We start from the raw sequence: 19,482 nt of genomic DNA, 5'->3' as shown, positions 1-19,482 counted from the left end.
GGCCGGCCCGGCGGGATCCCGCGCCGCCGCACGACAACGGTGGCGCGAGACCGGGGCGTGCGGGGTGAAGATTTTTCCCTGCTTACTGGGGTGTTCATCGTCTGGTTAAGGTGGAGCAGTGTGATCACGAGGTGTTCTCTCCCCGCTCGTGGCTCGCCACCGCGATGGCCGGCGCGCTTCTCGCCGCCGGTCTCGCCGCGCCCGCAGCCGCCGCTCCCACCCTCCACCAGGCCACAAGCACCGCGAAGGTCAAAGATCCCGTACGGCACGTCGATCCGCTGATCGGCTCGGCGGGTGGCGGCAACACCTACCCCGGTGCCGTCATGCCGTTCGGGATGATCTCGTGGAGTCCCACCAACACGGCCGGCGACCAGACCAACGCCGCCGGCGCCAACGGTTACGCCTACAACACGCCACGGGTGCGCGGGTTCGCGCTCACCCATGTCAACGGCGCCGGCTGCCATCCGGGAGCGGCCGGGGACGTGCCGATCATGCCGTTCGCGGGTGAGGTCACCTCGTCGCCGACGGCGGACACCAAGGACGCGGTCTACGCCAGCGGTTTCGGCCACGACCGTGAGAGCGCGAGCCCCGGCCGCTACACCGTCACGCTGGACTCCGGCGTCAAGACCGACCTGGCGGTGACCACCCGCGCGGGCGTGGGCGAGTTCACCTTCCCGAAGGGGTCACCGGCCAGCCTGCTGTTCCGGGTGTCGAACTCGCTGAACGGCAGCGAGGACGCCGAGATCAGCATCGACCCGGCCCGGCGTACGGTCACCGGCTCCGTCCTGACGGGCGCGTTCTGCGGCCGGCGGGCCAACGGCGGCGTGAACAACCGCAAGAGCTACTATCGCCTGCACTTCGCCGCCACGTTCGACCGCGCCTTCTCCGGCACGGGCACGTGGGTGAACGGCGAGCTGAAGCCCGGGACGACCACGGCGAGCGGCGGCGAGGGGTACGCGACCGGCGCCGACCGCGCGGGCAGGGGCTCCGGCGGGTACGTCAGCTTCGACACCGCCTCCGACGCCGACGTACGCATGAAGGTCGGCATCTCCTACACCAGCCTCGACGCGGCCAGGCGGAACCTGGCGGAGGAGGTGTCGCGGCACGACGACGTCGCCTCGGTGGCGGCCAGGGCCACCCGCGCCTGGAACGACCGGCTGCGCTCGGTCGAGGTGGCGGGCGGTTCCGCGGACCTGCTGACCACGTTCTACACCGCGATGTACCACTCCTACCTGCAGCCGAACGTCTCCAGCGACGTGGCGGGCACCTACCTCGGCAGCGACGGCAAGGTGCACCGGCTGGCGCGCGGCCAGCGGGCGCAGTACGGCAACTTCTCCGGCTGGGACCAGTACCGCGCCCACACCCAGCTCCTGGCCCTGCTCGAACCGGACGTCGCCGGCGACTACGCCCAGTCCCTGTTCAACCTGGCCGGGCAGAACGGCGGCGTCTGGGACCGGTGGGTGCACGTCAACGGCCCCACCCACGTCATGACCGGCGACCCGTCGGCGCCCGCGCTGGCCGGTTTCCACGCGCTCGGCGTGCGCAACTTCGACGTGAAGGGGGCCTTCGACTCCCTCTACCGGCAGGCGACCGTCCCGCACGAGTCCGGTCTGTCCGACAAGGGCTGTCCTGGCCAGTGCGAGGGCCAGCGGCCGAACCTGGCCGAGCACCTGCGCCTGCACTACGCCCCGCAGGACACCTGCCACTGCTGGGGTGGCGCGGCGGAGACGCTGGAGGACGCGACGGCCGACTTCGCGCTCGCCGACTGGGCCGGGCGGATCGGGCGCGGCGAGGAACGGGCCGCGCTGCTGCCGCGGGCGAGCTGGTGGCGTAACACCTTCAACCCGCAGGCCGGCGTGGAGGGCGGCTACCAGCAGGCGCGCAGGTCGGACGGCGGCTGGCAGTGGCCGTTCTCGCCCACCTCCGACTCCGGCTTCGCGCAGGGCACGAGCGCGACGTACACGTGGATGGTGCAGCACGACGTGTCGGGCCTGGCCGCGGCGATGGGCGGCAGGGAGCGGGCGGCCGAGCGGCTGGACGCGTTCTTCCACCGCGCCGACGGCTCGTGGGCGACCGGCGGCGACGGCTTCCGCTACGACCCCACGAACGAGCCGGGCATCCACGTCCCGTGGCTCTACAACGCGCTCGGCCGGCCGTGGCAGACGCAGGAGACCGTACGGGCGATGGCCGCGCTGGTCTACAAGACGGGCCCCAGCGGCCTGCCGGGCAACGACGACCTCGGCACGATGTCCGCCTGGTACGTCTTCGCCGCCCTCGGCATGTATCCCCAGGTGCCCAGCCGGGCGGAGATGCTGCTGTCCAGCCCCATGTTCACGAAGGCGTGGATCAACCGGGGCAACGGGCGCACGATCACGGTGAGCGCGCCGCAGGCGTCCGCGGACGCGATCTACGTCCAGGACGTGAAGGTGAACGGCCGGCCGTACACGCGCTCATGGCTGCCGGAGTCGCTGCTCAACCGGGGCGGCGAGGTGGTCGTCAACGTGGGCGCGGCCCCGAACACGTCGTGGGCCACGGGTGCGGCCGACCTGCCGGTCGATCACGTACCGGCCGCGCAGGACGCGATCCCGAACCTGCCGGGGCCGTGCGAGCCGGTCGGCGCGGCCTGCGCCCAGCGGCTCCAGTACGACGTGGACGGCGTCGCCACCGCCGACGCCAAGGCGCAGGGCAACCTGGACGGCAAGGGCTGGAGCTTCCCCGCCGAGCAGCTGCCGGCTCCCGGCGCGCACGACGGGTTCCTGATCCCCGACACCAGGGGCACGGCGGGCAACTTCCACAGCCTGCGCGGCCAGCGCACCTACCTGTCCAAGGGCCGCTACCAGGCGTTCGACCTGCTGGTCACGGCCGTGAACGGTGACCAGCAGACGGAGCTGACGATCACGTACGCGGACGGCACGACCTCCACGGCCCCGCTGAAGGTGACGGACTGGGCCGCCGCGTCGGCCCACTTCGGGGAGACGGCGGCGCTCACGGCCGGCACGCGCTACAACGTCAACGGCACGGCCGACGGCCGGAAGGTGACGATCTGGCGGGTCTCCGTGCCGGCCGATCCGGCCCGCGAGGCGGTCTCGTTCACCAGCCCCGCGACGCCCAACCTGAAGGTCTTCGCCCTCAGCACCAGACCCTGACAGAAGCACCAGACCCTGACCGAAGCGTTCACAACCCGAGCAGCTGGGCCGGGTCGGCGATGACGCTCTGGATGACCGACCCGGCCGCCCCCAGCACGGCGGCGTCCGGGCCGGTCCCGGAGACGACGAGGGCGGGCGGCGCGCCGCGCATCTGCGCCAGCCTGGCCCCCAGCCCATCGGAGACCGGCCCCTCCAGCCAGCGGTAGAGCGGCGCGTAGATCCCGCCGAGCACGATCCGGCCGGGGTCCAGCAGGTGCACGGCCGAGGTGAGCGCCACGCCGAGCGCGTGCCCGGCCCGCTCGCAGGTCCGCACGGCCCCGGGGTCGCCCGACTCCAGCCGCGCGACCAGCTCGCCCACCGAGCCGAGCTCGCCCAGCAGGGTGTCCTGGCCGGCGTACACCTCCAGGCAGCCCCGCCCCCCGCACCGGCACGCGGGCCCGTCCGGTACGACGACCACGTGCCCGAGCTCGCCCGCCAGCCCGAACGTGCCCCTGAACACGGCCCCGTCCACCACCAGACCGGCGCCGATGCCGATCTCGCCCGACACGTAGAGGAAGTCGCTCTCGCGCGAGCCGAACCACAGCTCACCGAGCGCCGCCAGATTGGCCTCGTTGTCGATCGTGACGGGCAACTCCACCAGGCCGTCCACGCGCACGTCGCGCCAGCCCAGATGCGGCGCGCTGCGCAGCACCCCGCCCTCGACCGTGCCGGGCACGGCGAGCGCGGCGCCGATCACCCGCAGCCCGGCCGCCTCGGCCTCGGCCGTGATCTCCTTCGCCAGGACGCGCAGCCCCTCCAGGATCGCGGCGGGGTCGGAGTTGCGGTTGTCGGCGGGCCGGGTCCGGCGCAGCCGTACGGTACGGGTGAGGTCGACGACGCACGCGGCCAGGTAGTCGATGTTGATCTCCAGCCCCAGCGCGGCCACGCGGTGCCCGCTGAGGCTCACCGCCATGCCCGGCCGGCCCCGCTCGCCCTTCTGCACCGCGCCGCTCTCGCTCACCGCCCCCGCCTCGATGAGGTCGGCGACCAGGCTGGACACGGTCGTCTTGGTCAGCCCGGTCCGCTCAGCCAGCTCCGCGCGGGTGTGCGGTCCTGATCGGTGAATGGTCGCGAGGACTACGGCCAGGTTACGGGCGCGCATGGAATCATGCCGGACCCCTCTTGACGACACCCCGGTCACCTCCTCAGGATTATGTACAGATTATGGACTAAACAAGGAGCCGCACAACAATGTCCACCTACACACCCACCCCTGACGACCGCTTCACCTTCGGCCTATGGACGGTCGGCTGGCAGGCGCGCGACCCGTTCGGCGACGCCTCCCGCCCGGCGCTCGACCCGGTCGAGAGCGTGCACCGCCTGGCCGAGCTGGGCGCGTACGGCGTCACCTTCCACGACGACGACCTGCTCGCCGTCGAGCCCGACCGCGACAAGGCCATCGCCGCCTTCAGGAAGGCCCTCGACGAGACCGGCATGAAGGTCCCGATGGCCACCACGAACCTGTTCACCCACCCCGTCTTCAAGGACGGCGCCTTCACCAGCAACGACCGCGACGTCCGCCGGTACGCGCTGCGCAAAGTCATGCGCAACCTCGACCTGGCCGCCTCGCTGGGCGCGCGCACGTACGTCTGCTGGGGCGGGCGCGAGGGCGCGGAGTCGGACGCGGCCAAGGACGTCAAGGCCGCCTTCGACCGCTACAAGGAGGGCCTGGACCTCCTCTGCCAGTACGTGATCGACAAGGGCTACGACATCCGCTTCGCCCTTGAGCCCAAGCCGAACGAGCCCAGGGGCGACATCCTGCTGCCCACGATCGGCCACGCACTGGCGCTGATCAACGACCTGGAGCACCCTGAGATGGTGGGCCTCAACCCCGAGGTCGGCCACGAGCAGATGGCCGGGCTCAACTTCGTGCACGGCATCGCCCAGGCGCTGTGGCACGGCAAGCTGTTCCACATCGACCTCAACGGCCAGCACGGCCCGAAGTACGACCAGGACCTCGTCTTCGGCCACGGCGACCTGAAGAGCGCCTTCTTCCTGGTCGACCTGCTGGAGAACGGCGGCTACGACGGCCCCCGTCACTTCGACTACAAGCCCCTGCGCACCGAGGACGCCGACGACGTGTGGGTCTCGGCGGCGGCGAACATGCGCACGTACCTGATCCTGAAGGAGAAGGCGCGCGCCTTCCGCGCCGACCCCGAGGTCCAGCAGGCCATCAGCGCCTCGCGGGTGGACGAGCTGGGCCAGTCCACGCTCGCCGCCGGTGAGACCTGGCAGGACCTGGCCAAGGACGACTTCGACCCGGAGGCGGCCGCCGCCCGCGGCTTCCACTTCACCCACCTCAACCAGCTCGCGCTTGAGCACCTCATGGGGGTACGCGGATGACTCGACCGATCAGTGTCCAGCTCTACACCGTCAGGGAACCGCTGGCCGCCGACCGTGATGCCGTGCTGAGGCGGATCGCGGAGATCGGATACCGGGCCGTCGAGCCCTACGACCCCACAAATGACCCGAAGGGCTTCCGCCAGGTCGCCGACGACCTGGGGCTCACTGTGTCGGGCACGCACGCGTCCGCGCTGCTCAACCGGGAGCCGGCGGAGGTCTTCGACGCGGTCGCCACGCTCGGGACCGACCAGGTGATCGTCCCGGCCGGCATCGCGGCCGAGCAGTTCACCACCCGCGACGGCCTGCAGCGGGCCGCCGACCTGCTCAACGGCCTGGCCGAGCAGGCGGCGGGCGCCGGGATGCGGATCGGCTACCACAACCACTGGTGGGAGCTCGAACCGCTGGTGGAAGGCCGGCACGCCATCGAGGTGCTGGCCGACCTGCTGGCGCCCGAGGTGTTCCTGGAGATCGACACCTACTGGGCGGCGGTGGGCGGCGCCGACGTGCCCGCCCTGCTCGGCCGACTGGCGGGCCGGGTGGACGCGCTGCACGTCAAGGACGGCCCCGTCGTCAAGGGCGAGCCGCACACGGCGGTGGGCGCGGGCGTCATGCCCGTGCCCGAGATCCTCGCCGCCGCGCCGGGCGCCTGGCGCGTCGTCGAGCTCGATGAGTGCGCGACCGACGTCTTCACCGCGCTCGCGGACAGCCACGCTTACCTCACCTCCTTGGAGCGCTCTTGAGCAACGGCCCGGTCGGCGTCGCACTGGTCGGCGCCGGAGTCATCAGCGGCCAGTACCTCCGCAACCTCAACTCCTTCCCCGACGTGCGCGTGGTCGCCGTCGCGGACCTCGACACCGACCGGGCCGCAACCGTGGCCAGGGAGCACGACGTGCCGGTGTCGGGCACCCTCGGCGCGGTGCTCTCGCTGGCCGAGGTCGAGATCGTGGTCAACCTCACCGTCCCCTCGGCGCACGCGGCCGTCGCGCTGGAGAGCCTGCGCTCCGGCAAGCACGTGTACGGCGAGAAGCCGCTGGCCATGAACATGGACGAGGCGGCCAAGGTGATGGCCGAGGCCGCCGACCGTGGCCTTCGGGTGGGCGGCGCCCCCGACACCTTCCTCGGCGCCGGGCTGCAGTCGGCCCTGCACGCCCTGCGCTCCGGCCTCATCGGCACGCCGGTCGCGGTCACGGCCGCCACGCAGAGCATGGGTCCTGAGTCCTGGCATCCGAACCCCGAGTTCTTCTACCAGCCGGGCGCCGGGCCGCTGTTCGACCTGGGCCCCTACTACCTGACCGCCCTGGTGTCGCTGCTCGGCCCCGTCGCTCGGGTGGCGGCCGGCACGCGCAGGGCCCGCGACCAGCGGAGCGTCGGATCGGGGCCCAAGGCGGGCACGATCTTCCCCGTCGACGTGCCCACCCACGTCAACGCCCTGCTGGACTTCCCCGGCACGGCGACGGCGGCGGCCACGTTCAGCTTCGACTCGGCCGTCAACCGCCGCATGATCGAGATCATCGGCAGCGAGGGCGCCCTGTCGCTGCCCGACCCCAACACGTTCGAGGGCCCGCTGCTGGCCCGCGGGCTGACCGACAGCGACTGGCGGGAGCTGCCGGTGACCGGGACCACGGCCGGGCGCGGCATCGGGGTGCTCGACATGGCCAGGTCGATCAGGGCGGGCACACCCCACCGCGCCTCGGGCGAGCTGGCCCACCACGTGCTCGAACTCATGTCGGCCATCACGGAGTCGGGCGAGCGGTCGGAGTTTCGCGCCATCTCCTCCTCCACGACCGCGCCGGAGCCGCTGCCGGCGGACTGGGACCCGCACGCGGCCACGCTGACCTGACGCTCTCGCCGGCTGGGCGGCGGGGACCTCCTCCGCCCAGCCGACGGAAAGTCACATACCCGTTTCACATAGGAATCCCCATGGGATGACCGGGCATCACTACATTGCGTAATCGCTCGGTAACTGCAATCCCAAGGGGGAATCCATGCGCGTACTGATCCAGCTCCGCCCGGCTCCCGACGTCGTCGCGTCCGTGATCGATCCAGGAGTCCGCAGCTCGGTGGCCGACGTCGTCACCGAGCTGCCGGGCGTCCTGCTCGACGAGGCGTACACACCGGTGCCGGTGCCGCGGCCGGTCCCCGCCCACGGCGCGCCGCTGTCGCTGCACCAGCGGGTGGGGTTCTCGCACGCGCCTGAAGACGCCTCCGTCCTCGTGCGCGGCGAGATCCCCGACGACGAGCTGTCCACGCGGTCCGTGCTGCTGTCCTCCTCCGTACGCGAGGTCGCGGGCGTCTTCGCCGACCCCGCCATCCAGCCGCACCCGGCCTGCGGCGGCGACGGGCCCGTGGGCGACTGGGAAGAGGTCAGGCGGCTGCTGCACGCGTCCGAGCTGTGGGCGGCCGGCCATGACGGCGAGGGCGTGTGCGTCGCGGTCGTCGACACCGGCGTCAACGCCGACCACGTCGGGGCGCGCATCGGCCACGACGTGACCGTGGACGCCGACCGGAGCTGGAGCCCGACGGGAGTGCGCAAGACCCCGGGCCGCTACCCGGTCTCCCACGGCTCCATGTGCGCCTTCGACGTGCTGCTCGCCGCCCCCAAGGCGACTCTGCTCGACATCCCGGTCCTGCTCAGCAGGCAGCCGGGGTCGGGGGTGGATGGCCTGCTGTCCGACGCCGTCGCCGCCTACGCCCATCTCGGCTCCGTCATCAGGGCCATGCCCGCCGAGTCCAGGTCCCTGGTCGTCAGCAACAGCTGGGGGCTGTTCACGCCCGGCATGGACTTCCCGCCGGGCCATCCGGGCAACTACTCCGACAACCCGGCGCACCCGTTCAACGTGATCGTCGGCAGCCTGGAGGGCGAGGGGGCCGACATTCTGTTCTCGGCGGGCAACTGCGGCGGCGACTGCCCCGACCAGCGCTGCGGCTACCCCGACCGGACGATCGTGGGCGCCAACTCCCATCCGCGTGTGCTGTCGGTGGGCGGCGTCGACACGCTGGGCGAGCGGGTCGACTACTCCTCGCAGGGGCCCGGGCGGCTGTCGGACCGCAAGCCCGATCTGTGCGCGTACACGCACTTCGCCGGCTCGCAGGCCGTCGGGGACGCCGACACCGGCACCTCCGCCTCCTGCCCCGTCGCCGCCGGGGTGGTCGCGGCCGTGCGCACGCGCAGGTCCGCCGCCGAGCTGTCGCCCTCGCAGCTGCGCACGCTGCTGCACCGCACGGCCGACGACCGCAGCACGGTCGGCTTCGACCACGACTACGGGTACGGCGTCATCGACCCGCTCGCCGTCCTGGCCGCCCTCGGCCGGCAGAACCGGACCCGCGCCGCCTGACATGGCCATGATCCAGGTGCGACTGCCACAGGAAGCCACACTCGCCGACGCGCTGTGCCTGCTCGGCCTGTCCGAGGAGGACGCCGACGCGGACTACGGGCTGGTGGCGGTCGCCCCCGGGCTCCAGGTGCTGCGCGTCACCGAGGAGGCGGCCAGGCGGGTAAGCCACGACCTCGCGACTGTCTTCGCCGATCCCCGCGTCGAGCCGCAGGAGCCGGGGGATGTCTAACGCGTTGGCTTGTGCTCGGCGGAACCGCAAGAATGGCGCGATGGACAGTGCCGAGACCGACTGGGTCTCCAGGTTCGCCGACGACGTGATCGCCGAGGCCGAACGCCGCGCCCCGGGCCGCCCGATCGTCTGCGCCTCCGGGCTGAGCCCGTCCGGCCCGATCCACCTGGGCAACCTGCGCGAGGTCATGACGCCTCACCTGGTCGCCGACGAGATCAGGCGGCGCGGACGCGAGTGCGTCCACCTGCTGTCGTGGGACGACTACGACCGCTTCCGTCGCGTGCCCGCGGGCATCGACCCGTCGTGGGCCGAGCACATCGGCAAGCCGCTGACCTCGGTGCCCGCGCCTCCCGGCAGCCCGCACGCCAACTGGGCCGAGCACTTCAAGTCGCCGATGATCGAGGCGCTGGCCGAGCTGGGCGTCGAGGTCCACGGCATCAGCCAGACCCAGCAGTACACCTCCGGCGCCTACCGGGAGCAGATCCTGACCGCGGTGCGCGAGCGGGCCAGGATCGACGCCGTGCTGTCGCGTTACCGGACCAAGCAGACGTCCGGACAGGCATCCGGGCAGGCTTCCGAGCCGGAGGACTACTTCCCGTACAAGCCCTACTGCGACCTGTGCGAGCGTGACCTGACCACGGTCACCGCCTACGACGACGAGACGACCGAGCTGGCCTACACCTGCGAGTGCGGCTTCGGCGAGACCGTGCGCCTGGCCGAGCACGACCGCGGCAAGCTGGTGTGGAAGGTCGACTGGCCGATGCGCTGGGCCCACGAGGGCGTGATCTTCGAGCCGTCCGGGGTCGATCACCACTCGCCGGGATCGGCGTGGATCGTCGGCGGGCAGATCGTCGGCGAGGTGTTCGGCGGGCAGCAGCCGATCGGCCCCATGTACGCGTTCGTCGGCATCACCGGCATGGCCAAGATGAGCAGCTCCAAGGGCGACGTGCCGACCCCGTCCGACGCGCTGGCCATCATGGAGGCGCCGGTGCTGCGCTGGCTGTACGCCCGCCGCAAGCCCGCCCAGTCCTTCAAGATCGCCTTCGACCAGGAGATCCAGCGGCTCTACGACGAGTGGGACGCCCTCGGCCGCAAAGTCGCCGCCGGGCAGACGCAGCCCGCCGAGCTGGCCGCCTACAACCGGGCGGTGCGCACCGCCTCCGGCCCGCTGCCCGCCACCCCGCACCCGGTGTCCTATCGCACGCTCGCCTCCGTGGCCGACATCACGACCGGCCACGCCGAGCAGACGCTGCGCATCCTGAGCGATCTCGACGGGGTCGAATCGCTCGACGCGGCCCGGCCCCGGCTCGACCGCGCCCAGCGCTGGGTGGACGACCACGTGCCCGCCGACCAGCGCACGCGCGTACGCGAAACGCCCGACCAGGAGCTGCTCGACTCGCTCGGGGCCGGCGAGCGCGAGGGGCTGCGACTGCTCGCCGACGGCCTCGACGACTGGACGCTGGAGGGGCTGACGGCGCTGGTGTACGGCGTGCCCAAGCTCCAGGCCGGGCTGCCCGCCGACGCCAAGGCCACCCCTGAGCTGAAGACGGCACAGCGCGCCTTCTTCGCCCTGCTCTACCGGCTCCTCGTCGGCCGCGACACGGGCCCCAGGCTGCCCACGCTGCTCATGGCGGTGGGCGCCGGCCGCGTCCGCAAGCTGGTGGGCGCGTGAACGGTGTCGTCCTGATCATGCACAGGCCGGGACGACACCGTAATCAGTAGCAGAGTTCGTATGCCGACAGCACCGAATAGCCACCACTATGGCTGACATGTAGTGAGATGCCGGATTCACGCCATTAGTTCGCTACATAGTTATTGTCACAGTTTTGGAACGGTTTATCGGAGCGAGCCATTCATGGACGCCGCGCACGACCACCCAGGTCAGCGCGATGCGGAGGCTCGAAACCCCGCGCATTGGACTATGGCTGGACACCTCCCGGCAAAAGGTCGAGGAGACCGTTGCGGAGATCCTTTCCAGGATGGAAGAAGCGAGAATCCCTCCTGATCCCCGATTAACGTGATCTATGCAAGGCGCTTTCAAGCGGACTGCATGCGTTCGGGAGATCCTTACTTACATGAACAAGCAGCCTTTCGCCGCCAGCGTCAGTGTCATCGTCCCCGCGATGAACGAGGCCGAGAATCTTCCCCATGTCTTCGCCACGCTGCCCGACTGGATCGACGAGGTGATCCTGGTCGACGGCAACTCGACCGACGACACCATCGCCGTCGCGCGCAGGCTGCGCCCCGACCTCCGGGTCGTCGTGCAGACGAGGCGCGGTAAGGGCAACGCGCTCATCGAGGGCTTCCAGGCCGCGCGGGGCGACATCATCGTCATGATCGACGCCGACGGGTCCACCGACGGCAGGGAGATCCGCTCCTTCGTCGCCACGCTCATCAACGGCGCCGACTTCGCCAAGGGCTCCAGGTACGCCCCTGGTGGCGGCTCGGACGACCTCAGTCCGATCCGCTCGCTCGGCAACAAGGTCCTTACCGGGATCACCAACGTCCTCTATCGCACCCGCTACACCGACCTCTGCTACGGCTACAACGCCTTCTGGGCCCGCCACCTCGACGTGCTCGACCTCGACTGCGACGGCTTCGAGATCGAGACGCTGATGAACGTGCGCGCCGCCCAGGCCGGCCTGGTCATCCGCGAGGTCCCCAGTCACGAGCGCTCCCGCATCCACGGCGTGAGCAACCTGCACGCGGTGCGCGACGGCTGGCGCGTGCTCAGGACGATCTGGCGCGAGCGCACCCGCGGGACCGCCGTGACGGCGCAGGCCGCCCAAGTGGCCCTCGCCAAGTGACGGCACCGGGCGCAGGCGACATCCGCCAGATGACGGCCCCAGGTCCGGACGACACCCGCCAGGTGACGGCGCAGGGCCCCGGTGGCACGTGGCAAGTGAGGAGTGACATCCTCGGGTAATGCGTTACATACTGATCGGAGCAGGAGCAGTCGGGGGCACGATCGGAGCCCGCCTTCACCAGGGCGGGCATGATGTGCTGCTCATCGCGCGAGGGCCTCACTACGAGGCCCTCAAGCATGAGGGGCTGCGCCTGGTCACGCCCGATTCCGACGAGACCCTCCATGTCCCCGCCGCCGACGGTCCCGTGCCCACGCGCGATGACGACGTGCTGATCGTGGCGACCAAGTCGCAGGACACGATCGCCGCGCTGGCCCCCTGGTCCTCCGACCTGCCGGTGGTGTGCGCCCAGAACGGCGTGGCCAACGAGCGCATGGCGCTGCGGCGGTTCGAGCGGGTTTACGGCATGTGCGTGTGGCTGCCGGCCCAGATCCCGCACCCCGGCGCCATCGCCGCCTCCGGGCACCCGTACTCGGGGATGCTGCACGTCGGCCGCTATCCACAGGGTGTGGACGACCTCGGCGAGCAGATCGTCACCGACCTAGGCAAGCACGGCCTCCTGGCCCGCAGCTCGCCCGAGGTGATGCGCTGGAAGTACGGCAAGCTGCTCAGCAACCTGGGCAACGCCGTCGAGGCGCTCATCGGCCAGGCGCCGGAGCGCACCGAGGTGGCCCGGCTGGCCAGGACCGAGGCGAAGCACGTGCTGGAGGCCGCCGGCATCCCGTACGCCACCCCCGAGGACGAGGCCGAGGTACGCGGCCACAACGTGGACATCCTTCCCATCGAGGGCATGGAGCGCACCGGCGGATCGTCCTGGCAGAGCCTGGCCAGGGGCAGCGGCTCGATCGAGACCGACTACCTCAACGGCGAGATCGTCCTCATCGGCCGTGAGCACGGCGTCCCGGCGCCGGTCAACGAGGTGCTCAGGCGCGAGGCCAACCGGGTCGCCCGCGAGAAGCTGCCGCCCGGCTCGATGCCCGCGCAGAGCCTGCTCGCCCTCATCGAGGAGCGTTCCGCGGTCTGATCGGTGCGGTCGCGGCCCTGATCCCCTTCACCGGCGGGTATCCCGCACCCTGCCCCTTCACCGGCGGGCGTCCCGCACCCTGGTCCCGCTCACCGGCGCGCGTTGCGCATCCTGATCCCGCTGAACTCCAGGGTGCTGGCCGTCACCTCGTTCCAGAACGGCCACAGATTGTCCAGCACCCTGAGCTGGATCCCCGCCTCCTCGTGCAGCTCGAACAGATCCCGCACGGGCTCGGGCGGGCCCAGCGGCCGCACGGGGACGGTCGAGACGACCGCGTGCGGCGGGTCCCCGATGGGCGCGAAGGTGCCGGCGGGCAGGCGGTAGGCGAACAGCCGCACGTCCATGATCGCCTTCAGCCAGCCGTACTCGATGGCGTGCACCCGCTCGCCGCATCCCGAGCCGATGATCCTGTCCCGGTCCTCCTCGGTGGTGCGGGAGCCGACCCAGGCCATCGCCCGCGGGCAGGCGCGCGGAAACCAGTAGTCAGGGCAGCGCTCCGAGCCGACCGCCCACACGTAGGGCTCGCTGCGGACGCTGGTCGGCGCCACGTGCGGGACGAACCGTTCGATGGTGGGGTCTTCCGAGAAATGCAGCACTTCCCCCTGCTCAGGTCTCATGAGCGCCATTTTCGCGCATGGACCGTCGATCTAGGGGCAGGGGAGACCCCTCTTACGACAAGGGGTGAGTTGGATGATCGTATTGGGACTGATCCTGATCCTGCTCGCCGGCGGTGCCTTCGCCCTGGTGCTCTCGGAAGAGAGCGCCAGGTACATCCTGTTCGGCTACACCTTCGAGTTCAACCACGTGGGCATGTTCCTGGCGGGGGCGGCCGCCGCGGCCGTACTGCTGCTGGGTCTGTGGCTGATGGGCTCGGGTTCGCGCAGGACCGCCAGGCAGCGCCGCCGGCTGCGCAGCGCCAGGGCCGAGACCTCCAGCCGGGTGGCCCAGCTGGAGGAGGAGAAGCGCGACCTGGAGCGGAAGCTGGAGCGCGAGCACACCGCGTCCGACGGCGACCATCTCGTCGCCCGCGGCGAGCAACAGTAGGCAGCCGTGCGGCCGAGCGAATCTAGGCGTCGGCCACCTGGCGCGAGGGCAGCAGCTTGCCCTCGCGCCAGAGCGCGATCCCGGTGATCACCGCCCCCAGCCCCTCCCAGAGCCCGACGCCGATGAACTCGGCGGGCGCCGCGCCGGTGACCACCAGCGTGGTGAAGACGGTGAACGTCACCAGCCGGAACGGCACCGTCCAGCGGAAGAACGGCGTGTAGTCGGCCGCCGCGGCGAAGACGTAGTAGACGCCCATGTTGACGGCCGCCATGGACGAGGCGGCCATATAGACCAGCGTGTAGTCCCCGGCGGCCCTGACGTCGAGCACCTCGAAGCCCAGCATGACGAGCAGGGTTCCGGGTGAGATCAGGCCGAGCAGGCCGAGCGCGAAGGCGAGCACGCCGAAGACCCACATGGTCCAGCCGGAGAAAGAACGCGGAAGACGCACAGAAATCCTTCCAAAGGGGGGTGTACTCTGCGAGGCGATCTCATCATGCACCCGGAGGTCGCATGCCCCCCACGCGTGGCCGTCCCATCGCACTCAAACTCCTCATCCTCCTGCTCGTCCCGCTGCTGTCCCTGGTGGGTCTGTGGGCGTTCGCGGCCGGTCTGACCGGCGGCGACGGCGTCCGCCTGCTCGCGATCAACGAAATGGCCACGAATCTGGCCGCCCCGTCCGAGCAGATCAACATCGACCTGCAGAAGGAGCGGCTGGCCTCGGTGGAGTTCCTGGTCACCGGTCAGGGCGCGAACGAGGTGGCCAGGCAGCGCGGCAGGACCGACCGGGCCGTGCACGCGTTCCGCGCGCTGGCCAAGCAGCAGCACGAGCTGACGCCCCCGATGACCATGCAGCTCAACCTGCTGCTCGGCAAGCTCGACCAGCTCGCCGACCTCCGCCGCGAGGTGGACGGCACCCTCGTCGCGCCGCTCGACGTCATCGACGGCTACAGCCAGATCGTGGACGCGTCCTTCCGCATGTACGACGCCATGGTCCTGGTGCCCGACATGGTCCTCTACCAGCAGGCCAGAGCGGTCACCATGATGGGCGAGGCCAAGGACCTGCTGTCCAGGGAGCAGGCGCTGATCGCGATCGTGCTGGCCAAGGGCCAGGTGGATCCGCGCGAGCGGGAGGCGTTCACCGGGATGGCGGCCACCAGGCGGCTGCTCTTCACACAGGCGCTGTCGCACCTGGACTCCAGCCTGCGCGGGCCGTACGAGAAGCTGTCCACCGCTCCCGTCTACACCGAGTTCCTGCGGACCGAGGACGACATCAAGGGGCCCGCGACCGTCAACGGGCTGCCCGCGAGCGCGGCCACCTGGCCCGTCGACGCCCAGAACCTGTGGAACGCCGTCGAGCGCGACCAGGCGCTGGCCGTGCGGGGCATCACCCAGCGGGTCACCCCGACCGCCATCGGCATGCTGGTCAAGCTGGGCATCGCCGGCGGTGTGGGCCTGATCGCGGTCATCGCCTCCATCATGATCTCCCTGCGCTTCCGCAAGCGCCTGGTGCGAGAGCTGGCCGGGCTGCGCGACGCCGCCACGGAGCTGGCCGACGTACGGCTGGCCGGGCTGGTCAAGCGGCTGCGCGGCGACGCCGGGCCGCCTTCGGCCGAGGAGGTGGCGCCGCTGGAGGTCAAGGCGCAGACGTCGGAGATCGTCGACATCGTCAAGGCGTTCAACGACGTCCAGTCCACCGCCGTGGAGGCCGCCGTGGACCAGGCCAGGCTGCGCCACGGCGTCAGCCAGGTGTTCGTGAACCTGGCCAGGCGCAACCAGTCGCTGCTGCACCGGCAGTTGTTGCAGCTCGACAGCATGGAGCGGGCCACCGAGGCGCCAGAGACGCTGGCGGACCTGTTCAAGCTCGACCACCTCACCACCCGCATGCGCAGGCACGCGGAGAGCCTGATCATCCTGTCGGACCAGACCCCCGGCCGGGGCTGGCGCAACCCGGTGCCGATCCACGACGTGCTGCGCGCGGCCGTGGCGGAGGTGGAGGAGTACGAGCGGGTCGAGGTGGTGCAGCCGCCGCCGGTCGCGCTGGTCGGCGCGGCGGTCACCGACGTGGCCCACCTCATGGCCGAGCTGATCGAGAACGCCACCCTCTTCTCCCCGCCCCAGACCAGGGTGGACGTGCGCTGCGGCACCACCCCGCACGGGCTCATGGTGGAGATCGAGGACCGTGGCCTGGGGCTGCCGCGCACCGAGCTGGACGAGCTGAACGACCGCCTCTCCAAGACCCCCGAGTTCGACCTGGCCCAGAGCGACCGGCTCGGCCTCTTCGTGGTCTCCAGGCTGGCGGCCAGGCACGGCATCAAGGTGACCCTGGCGCCGTCGCCGTACGGCGGCCTGGCCGCCATGGTCGCGCTGCCGTCAGCTCTCCTGGCCGACCAGCCCGCGATGGCCGGGCGGTAGGTAGGTCAGGCCGCCGGAGGCGCGGGCGGCGGCGGTGGCCAGCAGGCGTTCGTACGCGTGGCCGGCCAGCAGCCCCTCCGCCTCCTCCACCGTGAAGAAGCCGTAGTCGTCGAGCTCTTCGGCCTGCAGCGAGATCGGCGTGCCCGACGGGATCTCGCCGCAGTCGAACATGAAGGTGACCACCGGGTAGGGCACGTTGGGCAGCCCGTCGACCCAGCTCACGGTCAGCAGCCTGCCGACCTCGACCGAGAGGCCCACCTCCTCGGCCACCTCTCTGGCGCACGCCTGCGCGGGATGCTCGCCGGCGTCGACCATGCCGCCGGGGAACGACCAGTGCTCCCTGTAGTTGGGATCGACCAGGAGCACGCGGCCGTGCTCGTCGGTGATGTACGCCGACGCCCCCGCGATGGCGCGGTGCACCGTGGACCAGAAGTCATCGCTCACAAAAGGCACTATGGCAGAGCGGGTGGCGACGCCCGCGGCTTCGCCGTGGCGGGTCGCGATTCCGTGGCGTCAAGCCCGCCCGGCCCTCTCACGGACGCGGGAACGGCCCGCTCACAGGCCCGCTCAGAGGCGCACTCACAGGCACGCTCACGGGCGCGCTCACAGGCGCAGGAACGGCTCGCTGAAGTGGGCGGTGGCGAGAATGGCGTGTTCGGCCCGCAGCCGGTCGAGCACCTCGGTCCGGGTGCGCGCGGCCGCCTCCTGGTCGTCGTCGTACAGGTAGCGGATGCCCGGATCCGCCAGTTGCACGGGATGCAGGACCAGGTCGCCGGTCATGGCCACCTCGCCCACCCGGGCGATCTGATGGCCGGGGGTGTGCCCGGGGGCGGCGTGGACGTGGACGCCCGGCGCGACCTCGGCGTCGCCCTCGACGACGTGGAGCTGCCCCTTGATGGTGGTGACGACCTCGTCGAGCATCGGGCCGCTCGCCGCGTCCAGCTCGGCCCGCTGCACGACGTAGCGGGCGTTCTCGAACGCCGGCCCGCCGTCCGCGATCGCGCCCGAGGCGTGGTCGCTGTGCAGGTGGGTGAGGATGACGGTGGTGACCTCGGCGGGCTCGACGCCCACGGCGGCCAGCTCACCCGCCAAGGTGCCGGGGACCGGCGCCCAGCTCGCGGCCGGGGAGTCCGCGGCGCCGATGCCGGTGTCGACCAGGGTCAGCCGTCCGTCCGCCGCACGGATGAGATAGCAGTGGAAGTGCAGGACCCACGGCTCGTCGGGAAGAGCGGACCCGGCGAACATCGTCGCCGGCGGGCGGCGGATGGCCGCTCCCATGGGACCCACGGCGTCGCAGAGAGGCGTCACTTCGACGCCCGACACGGTTATCGGCTTGTGTGGCACCCGGCCAGACTAGGCGGCGACGGGCTGACGCGGAACGTACTCGTTCTCGACGTCGGCCGCGAAGACGGCGCGGCGGCAGTGTGCGCACCGGTACATGATCGGGCCCTCGTCGAGCTCGTGGTGACAGCGCGGGCAGTTGACGGTCTTCATAATGCTGCTCCCCCAAGGAGTTTTCTGTCGGTTCCTATGGAACCCTCATCGAGTTGCAGAGATCCTGCATGCCACTTGACACGATGACGCCGCGTCGATGGGGGTTCTGCGCCTTTCGGTACACCGGAGTGCGGTAATTTTCCTCGCCGTTCGGTGCCGAGAAGAACATTGTCACGCACCTGCCCGGGAGACGCGGCTCAACACACCAGAACCGCCCGGGAATAGCCCAAGAGGGCTAGGCGTTGTATGGGCCGGAAGATGTGGTACTTTGCCACCAGGCGTAGAGCTCCAGCTCCGCCGATCTTCATCAGGTTCGGCCCCGTTTCCTCGGGCCCAGCCGTCTTCATCCTTCGCCGGGCCTTCACCTGGCTCAGGCGCGTTTCCCCTGAGGGGTTCCATCATGTCTGTGCAAACCATTCCGCGGCAGCGTTCCGCCGTGCCGGTTGAGCAGGTCAGCGGCCTGCTCGACCTGCGCGACAAATCCGCTTTCATCCGGGCCGGGCAACTCCCCGGCCCCGGCGATATGCGGCTGCAGGCCGACAAGGCCCGCCAGTACGGCCTGCGCCCCGGCGACCACGTCGTCGCCTCCTTCGCCGGCAACAAGCTCGTCGGCGTCGAGTCGGTCAACGGCACCGACGACTGGCGCGACCGGCCGCACTTCGCCGAGCTCACCCCCGTCCATCCGACCGAGCGGCTCAACGTCGAGACCGAGTCGCTCAGCACCCGCGTCATCGACCTCTTCGCCCCCATCGGCAAGGGCCAGCGCGGCCTCATCGTGGCGCCGCCCAAGGCCGGCAAGACGATGGTGCTCCAGGCGCTGGCCGCCGGCGTCACCCGCAACCACCCCGAGGCGCACCTGATGGTGGTGCTGGTGGGCGAGCGGCCCGAGGAGGTCACCGAGATGCGCGCCTCCATCAGCGGCGAGATCTTCGCCTCGACCTTCGACCACCCCGACCGCGACCACACCGCCGTCGCCGAGCTCGCCGTCGAGCGGGCCAAGCGGCTCGTGGAGTCGGGACGCGACGTGGTCCTGCTGCTCGACTCGCTGACCAGGCTGGGACGGGCCTACAACAACGTGGCGCCCAGCGGCGGGCGCGTGCTCACCGGCGGCATCGACGCCGCCGCCCTGTATCCGCCCAAGCGCTTCTTCGGCGCCGCCCGCAACGTCGAGGGCGGCGGCTCGCTCACCATCCTCGCCACCGCGCTCGTGGACACGGGATCGCGGATGGACAACAGCCTGTACGAGGAGTTCAAGGGTACGGGGAACATGGAGCTGCACCTGACCCGCGAGCTGGCGGAGCGGCGGCTGTTCCCGGCCGTGGACCTGGAGTCCTCAGGCACGCGGCGCGAGGAGATCCTGCTCCACAACGAGGAGCGGCAGGTCGTCTGGCGGCTGCGGCGCATGCTCGCCTCGCTGGACAAGCGTCAGGGCCTCGAAGTCCTGGTCGACCGGCTCCGCTCCACCCCCTCCAACGCCGCCTTCCTCCTTGAAGCGCAGGCCGCCTGAGCACACCTCACGCGCCTGCGTACGGGACAGTGCACGACGGACGGT

18 protein-coding genes are annotated in these 19,482 nt (G+C 70.9%); 12 read left to right on the top strand and 6 right to left on the bottom strand.

Going from position 1 to position 19,482, the window contains the following annotated elements:
- Positions 1-131: 131 nt before the first annotated feature.
- The gene (locus AB0C28_RS03945; RefSeq protein ID WP_358073019.1) at positions 132-3,146 is read left to right on the top strand and encodes a GH92 family glycosyl hydrolase; all 3,015 of its coding nucleotides are present in this window, start codon (positions 132-134) and stop codon (positions 3,144-3,146) included.
- Between the two features lie 28 nt (positions 3,147-3,174).
- Here AB0C28_RS03945 and AB0C28_RS03940 read toward each other — a convergent pair whose 3' ends face one another.
- Positions 3,175-4,287 (bottom strand): ROK family transcriptional regulator, encoded by a 1,113-nt coding sequence (locus AB0C28_RS03940; RefSeq protein WP_357838897.1) that lies wholly within the window; start codon positions 4,285-4,287, stop codon positions 3,175-3,177.
- Between the two features lie 89 nt (positions 4,288-4,376).
- On the opposite strand from AB0C28_RS03940, the gene xylA reads away from it, so the two are divergent.
- From xylA to AB0C28_RS03900, 8 genes are all read left to right on the top strand, one after another.
- Positions 4,377-5,528: a xylose isomerase gene (gene xylA, locus AB0C28_RS03935; protein ID WP_357838900.1), complete on the top strand. Its 1,152-nt coding sequence runs from the start codon at positions 4,377-4,379 to the stop codon at positions 5,526-5,528.
- Positions 5,525-6,268, top strand: a complete 744-nt coding sequence (locus AB0C28_RS03930) for a sugar phosphate isomerase/epimerase (protein WP_357838903.1) — start codon at positions 5,525-5,527, stop codon at positions 6,266-6,268. Before xylA ends, AB0C28_RS03930 begins: the two co-directional genes overlap by 4 nt.
- Complete coding sequence (locus AB0C28_RS03925) at positions 6,265-7,368, top strand: Gfo/Idh/MocA family oxidoreductase (protein WP_346107287.1); 1,104 nt, start codon at positions 6,265-6,267, stop codon at positions 7,366-7,368. The genes AB0C28_RS03930 and AB0C28_RS03925 overlap by 4 nt, the downstream gene beginning before the upstream one ends.
- Positions 7,369-7,513: 145 nt before the next feature.
- Positions 7,514-8,863: a S8 family serine peptidase gene (locus tag AB0C28_RS03920; protein ID WP_358073018.1), complete on the top strand. Its 1,350-nt coding sequence runs from the start codon at positions 7,514-7,516 to the stop codon at positions 8,861-8,863.
- 7 nt (positions 8,864-8,870) lie between these two features.
- Positions 8,871-9,092: a hypothetical protein gene (locus AB0C28_RS03915; RefSeq protein WP_357838910.1), complete on the top strand. Its 222-nt coding sequence runs from the start codon at positions 8,871-8,873 to the stop codon at positions 9,090-9,092.
- A 40-nt stretch (positions 9,093-9,132) separates the two neighbouring features.
- Positions 9,133-10,764 (top strand): lysine--tRNA ligase, encoded by a 1,632-nt coding sequence (gene lysS / locus AB0C28_RS03910; protein WP_357838912.1) that lies wholly within the window; start codon positions 9,133-9,135, stop codon positions 10,762-10,764.
- Positions 10,765-11,167: 403 nt separating this feature from the next.
- On the top strand, positions 11,168-11,899 hold the full coding sequence (locus AB0C28_RS03905) for a glycosyltransferase family 2 protein (protein ID WP_357838915.1): 732 nt from the start codon (positions 11,168-11,170) through the stop codon (positions 11,897-11,899).
- A gap of 118 nt (positions 11,900-12,017) precedes the next feature.
- The gene (locus tag AB0C28_RS03900) at positions 12,018-12,980 is read left to right on the top strand and encodes a 2-dehydropantoate 2-reductase N-terminal domain-containing protein (protein ID WP_358073017.1); all 963 of its coding nucleotides are present in this window, start codon (positions 12,018-12,020) and stop codon (positions 12,978-12,980) included.
- 89 nt (positions 12,981-13,069) lie between these two features.
- On the opposite strand, the gene AB0C28_RS03895 is transcribed toward AB0C28_RS03900, so the two are convergent.
- Entirely contained in the window at positions 13,070-13,597 is a 528-nt protein-coding gene (locus AB0C28_RS03895; RefSeq protein ID WP_357838921.1) for a DUF6886 family protein, read from the bottom strand.
- Positions 13,598-13,670: 73 nt separating this feature from the next.
- Here AB0C28_RS03895 and AB0C28_RS03890 point away from each other — a divergent pair, with 73 nt between their 5' ends.
- Positions 13,671-14,024, top strand: a complete 354-nt coding sequence (locus AB0C28_RS03890) for a hypothetical protein (RefSeq protein WP_357838924.1) — start codon at positions 13,671-13,673, stop codon at positions 14,022-14,024.
- A 22-nt stretch (positions 14,025-14,046) separates the two neighbouring features.
- On the opposite strand, the gene AB0C28_RS03885 is transcribed toward AB0C28_RS03890, so the two are convergent.
- The gene (locus AB0C28_RS03885; RefSeq protein ID WP_346107304.1) at positions 14,047-14,472 is read right to left on the bottom strand and encodes a hypothetical protein; all 426 of its coding nucleotides are present in this window, start codon (positions 14,470-14,472) and stop codon (positions 14,047-14,049) included.
- Positions 14,473-14,534: 62 nt separating this feature from the next.
- Here AB0C28_RS03885 and AB0C28_RS03880 point away from each other — a divergent pair, with 62 nt between their 5' ends.
- Positions 14,535-16,436 (top strand): nitrate- and nitrite sensing domain-containing protein, encoded by a 1,902-nt coding sequence (locus tag AB0C28_RS03880; RefSeq protein ID WP_357838928.1) that lies wholly within the window; start codon positions 14,535-14,537, stop codon positions 16,434-16,436.
- On the opposite strand, the gene AB0C28_RS03875 is transcribed toward AB0C28_RS03880, so the two are convergent.
- The 3 genes from AB0C28_RS03875 to AB0C28_RS03865 form a co-directional block, all read right to left on the bottom strand.
- A complete protein-coding gene (locus AB0C28_RS03875) occupies positions 16,395-16,880 on the bottom strand; it encodes an NUDIX hydrolase (RefSeq protein ID WP_346107308.1) in 486 nt (161 codons plus the stop codon). The genes AB0C28_RS03880 and AB0C28_RS03875 overlap by 42 nt on opposite strands.
- A gap of 159 nt (positions 16,881-17,039) precedes the next feature.
- Positions 17,040-17,714: an MBL fold metallo-hydrolase gene (locus AB0C28_RS03870; protein WP_357838933.1), complete on the bottom strand. Its 675-nt coding sequence runs from the start codon at positions 17,712-17,714 to the stop codon at positions 17,040-17,042.
- A 75-nt stretch (positions 17,715-17,789) separates the two neighbouring features.
- On the bottom strand, positions 17,790-17,930 hold the full coding sequence (locus tag AB0C28_RS03865) for a hypothetical protein (RefSeq protein ID WP_346107312.1): 141 nt from the start codon (positions 17,928-17,930) through the stop codon (positions 17,790-17,792).
- Between the two features lie 400 nt (positions 17,931-18,330).
- Here AB0C28_RS03865 and rho point away from each other — a divergent pair, with 400 nt between their 5' ends.
- Positions 18,331-19,437, top strand: coding sequence for a transcription termination factor Rho (rho, locus tag AB0C28_RS03860; protein WP_357838936.1), 1,107 nt, complete (start codon positions 18,331-18,333; stop codon positions 19,435-19,437).
- Positions 19,438-19,482 lie beyond the last annotated feature (45 nt).

This window comes from Nonomuraea sp. NPDC048892, assembly GCF_040649735.1.
Lineage (GTDB): Bacteria > Actinomycetota > Actinomycetes > Streptosporangiales > Streptosporangiaceae > Nonomuraea > Nonomuraea maheshkhaliensis.
Note: the sequence above shows the minus strand (reverse complement) of the source record. Positions and strands in the feature narration are given on the sequence as shown.